Origin of the sequence: Robiginitalea sp. (assembly GCF_049588695.1) — a bacterium.
Taxonomy (GTDB): domain Bacteria; phylum Bacteroidota; class Bacteroidia; order Flavobacteriales; family Flavobacteriaceae; genus Robiginitalea.
Window position 1 is genome coordinate 1 of sequence record NZ_JBAVZJ010000640.1, and the last position, 6,243, is coordinate 6,243.

Below are 6,243 nucleotides of genomic sequence, written 5' to 3' on the forward strand. Positions count from 1 at the left end.
GATGACCTGGTCAACAATATCATTTTTGGGATTATCCTGGTCGTAACGGTCCTTATGTTTTTCCTTGGATTTCGGAATGCGCTCTTTGTCGGGTTTGCCATACCAATGTCTATGTTTATGTCCTTCATGATCCTCTCGGCCATGGGCTATACCCTGAACACCATGATCCTTTTTGGACTCATCATGGGTCTGGGGATGCTTGTGGATAATGGTGTTGTGGTGGTCGAGAACGTATACCGCCTGATGGAGGAAGAAGGCATGTCCAGGATACAGGCAGCCAAAAAAGGTATTGGTGAAATCGCCATCCCCATTATTATCTCTACCCTTACCACTGTGGCGGCCTTTGTACCCCTTGGAATGTGGCCGGGAATTATGGGTGAGTTTATGATCTTCTTCCCCATTACCCTATCGGTCGTTCTTGGCTCTTCCCTGTTCGTGGCCATCTTTATGAACTCCATGCTGGTTTCACAGTTTATGGAAATAGGCGAAAAAGAACTGACCCGGAAACAACTCATTCGCCTGACGGTTATCCTGGTGGGAATCGGCATCTTCATGTTCATCGTGGGAGGGGCAGTAAGAGGCCTGGGCACGCTTCTCTTTGTAACAGCCGGTATGTTCTGGCTCTACAAATACGTCATCAAAAAGTCGGCGAATCGCTTCCAGCGAAAAACGCTGAAAAAGATGGAAAATCTATATGAAAAACAATTAAAGCAGGCCCTTAGAGGTAAAAACGTATACTGGTATTTCGGGGCCATGGTCGTCCTTTTGCTGGCTGCTTTTATGAGTTTTGGAGCTTCCCTTGGGAGTGGACGTACCAAAGTCGAGTTCTTTCCAGACAATACCCCGAACCAGATCATCGTCTATGTTGAATATCCCCAGGGAACGTCCATTGAAAAGACAAATGAAATCACAAAAGCCATAGAGAGAAGGATCTACGACATTGTCGATAGTGACACTTTTATGAAAGGGGATAAAAACCTGCTGGTAGAGTCTTCTGTGTCCCAGGTGGGCAAGGGGGCCGAAAACCCATTCACCGAAGGGGGTTCTGCTGCCGAAATGCCCCATCGCGGTAAGATGACGCTTTCCATGAGAGAATTCAAATACCGGGAAGGCAAGGACAGCGAACAGCTTCGCAAAAACATCCAGGAAGGGTTGAGGGGTATCTATGCCGGAGTGACCATCAGTGTTGAGAAAGATGCTGTGGGCCCGCCCGCCGGTTATCCCATCAACATCGAATTGGAAGGACCGAATTACGACACCCTGATTAACGTAGCAGAGCGCATGCGAAGCTTTATCAACAGCAAGAGCATTGCCGGGATCGAAGAGCTTAAAATCGATGTCAATAAGGGGAAACCCGCCATGGAGGTTGTTGTGGACCGGGAAAAGGCCGGGGAACTGGGAGTCTCCGTAGGGCAGGTAGGTCAGCAGCTCAGGCAATCCCTCTTCGGGGATAAGGCCGGTATCTATAAAAAAGATGGTGAAGATTACAACATCAATGTACGCTTTAACGAAGACCTCCGCTATAATACCAGTGCTCTGTTTAACCAAAAGATGATCTTCAGGGATCCGGCCAATGGTCAGATCAAGGAAGTTCCCGTATCTGCAGTGGCGAGTCAGCGGAACACTTCATCTTTTAGTGCTATCAAACACAGGGATGCCAAAAGGGTCGTAACCGTGTATTCGGCCCTGCAACCCGGATTTACCGATGCCGGTGCCATTGTTGCCGAAATTCAGGATGTCATGCCCGAATTCGAAGGCATGCCACCCGGGGTTGAAGTAGACTACACCGGGCAGATTGAAGAACAGAACAAGCAGATGGAATTCCTTATGGGAGCCTTTTTCTCGGGTCTTGGACTCATCATGCTTATACTTATCTTCCAGTTTGGCGGCATCTCAAAACCCGCCATTATCATGATTGCAATTTTCCTGAGTTTTATAGGGGTTTTCGGGGGCTTGATGCTCACGGGCTGGCCGTTTGTGATTATGATGACGATGATGGGAATCATTGCACTGGCGGGAATCGTGGTGAACAATGGGGTGGTGCTTTTGGATTACACCCAAATCCTGATCGACCGGAAGAAAGTAGCCCTTGGCCTTGATGATAAAGACCTTCTCTCCCTGGAGGAAGCGTCGGAAGCTATCGTTCGGGGTGGCAAAGCAAGGCTGCGACCGGTATTGCTCACGGCGATCACTACGGTTCTGGGTTTAATCCCCCTGGCCATAGGGTTGAATATTAATTTCTTCTCCCTCTTTTCATCCTTCGATGCGCAGCTGTACATCGGGGGGGATAATGTGATCTTTTGGGGGCCCCTGGCCTGGACGGTTATTTTCGGGCTTATTGTGGCCACTTTCCTGACGCTCATCATCGTACCGGTGCTCTTTAATATTACCTACCGGATGAAGATCGCGATTCGTGGAAAAAAACGGGAAGTAAAGGACACTCCCCAGCCCTTGAGTAAGGCCGCCTGATCCGGGGAGTTATTTCAGTGAAAATAACAGGGGGAAGAATGTCACAATTATTGGGCACTTCCCCCATTGCATCGTACCTTTGCGGCCAAAATCAAAGGATTATGTACCGTACCCATACCTGTGGTGAATTAAACGAAGTCCATATCGGGCAGAAGGTGCAACTGGCCGGATGGGTCCAGAAAGTACGCGACAAAGGATTTGTCGTCTGGATTGATCTGAGGGATCGATACGGGCTTACCCAGCTGGTTTTTGACCAGGATCGCACCCCGGCCGAACTTCTGGAAAAAGCGCGGGAAGCCGGGCGGGAATTTGTGCTGCAGGTGGACGGAGAAGTTATCGAGCGCGCTTCAAAAAACCCAAAAATCCCTACAGGGAATATCGAAGTACTGGTCTCAGAATTTACGGTTCTCAATCCCTCCCTTACCCCACCCTTCACCATTGAAGACGCTACCGACGGAGGTGAGGAACTTCGAATGAAATACCGCTATCTCGATATTCGCCGCAGTCCGGTAAAAAACAACCTGATCTTCCGCTCCCGGGTGACCATGGAGGTGCGAAACTACCTGGCGGAAAAAGGTTTTATCGAAGTTGAAACCCCTTACCTGATCAAGTCAACTCCGGAAGGCGCCCGGGATTTCGTGGTGCCCAGCCGTATGAATGAAGGCGAATTCTACGCGCTTCCCCAGTCTCCACAAACTTTCAAGCAACTCCTGATGGTCGGTGGAATGGATAAATATTTCCAGATCGTCAAATGCTTCAGGGATGAAGACCTGCGGGCAGACCGCCAACCGGAATTTACCCAGATTGATTGTGAAATGGCCTTTGTGGAACAGGAAGACATCCTGTCGACCTTTGAAGGGCTCACCCTGCATCTATTGGAACGTATTCACGGCATCCGCCTGGAAAAGATTCCCAGAATGACCTATGACGAGGCCATAAAGCGGTATGGAAGTGATAAACCCGATATTCGTTTTGGAATGGAATTCGGGGAACTGAATCCCGTAGCACAAACGCGCGACTTTAAGATTTTCAATGAGGCCGAAATGGTCATTGGCCTGGCCGTTCCCGGTGGGAACCAGTACAGCAGGAAAGAAATTGACGCCCTTACGGATTGGGTTCGCCGCCCGCAGGTTGGGGCCAAAGGCATGGTTTACGTTCGCTGTAACGAAGATGGCTCTTACAAATCCTCGGTCGATAAATTCTACTCCCAGGAAGACCTCAGCCTTTGGGCTGCAGCCACCGGCGCTGAAAAAGGCGACCTCATCCTGGTCCTCTCCGGGGATACCGATGGGGTCCGTACCCAGTTGAGTATGTTGCGTATGGAACTCGCCCAACGCCTCGGGCTTCGAAAGCCCGGGGAATTTGCACCCCTGTGGGTCGTGGACTTTCCGCTTCTGGAAAAGGACGAGGAAACCGGGAGGTACCACGCCATGCACCACCCTTTTACTGCGCCCAAGCCCGGACAAATGGAGCTTTTGGATACAGACCCGGGGGCCGTTCGGGCAAATGCCTACGACCTGGTCCTCAATGGAAATGAAATCGGCGGGGGTTCCATACGGATTCACGACCGCACCACCCAGGAAATGATGTTCCGCCATTTGGGCTTTAGCCCGGAAGAGGCCCGGCAACAGTTTGGCTTCCTGATGGATGCCTTTCAGTACGGGGCCCCTCCCCATGGGGGAATCGCCTTTGGCCTGGACCGCCTGGTGGCCATTCTCGGGGGACAGGAATCCATCCGGGATTTTATTGCATTCCCCAAAAACAACAGCGGGCGGGATGTCATGATCGACGCCCCGGCACCTATCGACTCCGCCCAGATGGATGAACTCCGGCTGCAGCTTAAAAAATAAGGCAGGCGGTATACCGAATCCGCTTGAGAGAATAAATCAATCGTATCTTAGGGGGTATGAATCAAAGCCCGCATTACCGACGAGTACTGGCCCGGATTCACAAATGGCGCTACCGGCATATTTCGCACAAAACCTTCACTCAGGTCATGAGTGTCCTTGTTGGTTTTCTTGCAGGTCTGGCCTCGGTAACCCTTAAAAACACGACCTATTTTCTGGAGTCCTCCCTGGAAAAGGGGGTTATATTCCTCAGCAACCAATTCTATTTTGTTCTCCCGGTTATCGGCCTGACCCTGGTTTACCTCTATGTAAAATACGTCCACAAGGAAAAGCTGGAACACGCCATTTCTTCAATTCTCTATTCCCTTTCACGCCAAAAAGGCATTATGTCGGCCAAAAAAATAATCACTCCGTTAATCACGGCTCCCCTTACCGTAGGTTTCGGGGGTTCCGTGGGGTTACTGGGGCCGGCTGTCGCTACCGGAGCTGCGCTGAGCTCGAACGTTTCCCGCCTGATGCATATCAATTCAAAAGATCGGTCCCTGCTTATTGCCTGCGCCTCCGCCGGGGCCATTGCCTCAATTTTCCAAGCTCCGATTGCCGCAATCATCTTTGCGGTGGAAGTCTTCAGCCTGGACCTCACCATGCTTTCCATGCTTCCCCTTTTGCTGGCTTCTATTTCCGGGGTACTGACCTCCTACTTTTTCCTGGGTGATGAGACCCTTTTTAATTTCGCAGTTACCGAGGGATTCGAGATTCGGGATACGGTCTACTACATCCTGCTGGGTATGGGAACCGCTGTAGCATCCGTATACTTCACAAAAATGTACTTCCGGATCATGGACTTTTTTAAACGGTTTCGCAGTCCGAAGTACAAGTTGCTGGCCGGAGGGCTGGCCATAGGGGTTATGCTTTATTTTATACCTCCGCTCTACGGGGAGGGTTTTGGGTTTATCAACAGCCTCCTGGAAGGGGATCACCTGAAGGCTCTGGGTACAACCCCGTTTGACGACTATACCGATCAAATTTGGGTGGTGATTGGCCTGCTCTTTGGGATAACGATTTTTAAAGCCGTGGCCATGACGACTACTTTTGCTGCCGGGGGGGCCGGGGGTATCTTTATCCCCACCATGGTCATGGGAAGTGCCCTGGGCAATGTAGTGGCCAAAGTCCTCAATAACTCAGGCCTGGGTATCTCTGTAAGCGAAGCCAACTTTACCCTGGTGGGCATGGCAGGGCTAATCGCCGGGGTACTGCACGCGCCCCTGACCGCTATTTTCCTGATCGCGGAAATCACCGGGGGATACGACCTGTTTGTCCCCCTGATGATCTCTGCCGCCATGTCCTACCTGATCGCCAAAAACACCCTGGATTACAGTATTTACACCCGGCAACTCGCCGCCATTGGTGCCCTGATTTCCCATGACAAAGACCAAACCGTACTGAGCATGATGGAACTGGACGAGGTTGTTGAAACCAATTTTAAGGAAGTACATCAGGACATGACCCTGGGGGAAATGCTGCATCAGTCGGTGGCCAAATCCACACGGAATATTTTTCCGGTTACCGATTCAGACGGCGCCCTGAAAGGTATTGTCTTGCTGGACGATGTTCGCGAATTCATGTTCGATATCAATATGTACGATAAGATAGGTGTGGATTCTTTTATGCATGCCCCCCCGGAACTCATTTTCTACGGTAAGGATACCATGCAACAGGTGATGAAGAAATTTCACGACAGCCGGGCCTGGAATCTCCCCGTGATTAAAGACGGCCGCTATCTCGGGTTTGTTTCCAAATCCAAACTCCTCACGGCCTACCGAAGAAAGTTAATTAACTTTGCCCCCTGAAATGCGCCTAAAAATAAGATACCTGTCCTTGTTTATCGTCCTGGCCTCACTGGGCAGTATTGTCTATGGTTTTACAC

At 50.6% G+C, this 6,243-nt stretch carries 3 protein-coding genes; all 3 read left to right on the top strand.

Annotated elements, in window-relative coordinates:
- On the top strand, positions 1 to 2,469 hold a 2,469-nt coding region (locus WBV75_RS14620), incomplete at its 5' end, for an efflux RND transporter permease subunit (RefSeq protein WP_424121317.1).
- Between the two features lie 101 nt (positions 2,470 to 2,570).
- The gene (aspS, locus tag WBV75_RS14625; RefSeq protein ID WP_424121318.1) at positions 2,571 to 4,319 is read left to right on the top strand and encodes an aspartate--tRNA ligase; all 1,749 of its coding nucleotides are present in this window, start codon (positions 2,571 to 2,573) and stop codon (positions 4,317 to 4,319) included.
- Positions 4,320 to 4,375: 56 nt separating this feature from the next.
- Positions 4,376 to 6,166 (top strand): chloride channel protein, encoded by a 1,791-nt coding sequence (locus tag WBV75_RS14630; RefSeq protein ID WP_424121319.1) that lies wholly within the window; start codon positions 4,376 to 4,378, stop codon positions 6,164 to 6,166.
- The last annotated feature ends 77 nt before the right edge of the window (positions 6,167 to 6,243 follow it).

What these genes read in the sequence shown, in the direction of transcription:
- aspS (WP_424121318.1), top strand. Translation starts at nt 2,571, where the DNA reads ATGTACCGTACCCATACCTGTGGTGAATTAAACGAAGTCCATATCGGG.
- WBV75_RS14630 (WP_424121319.1), top strand. Translation starts at nt 4,376, where the DNA reads ATGAATCAAAGCCCGCATTACCGACGAGTACTGGCCCGGATTCACAAA.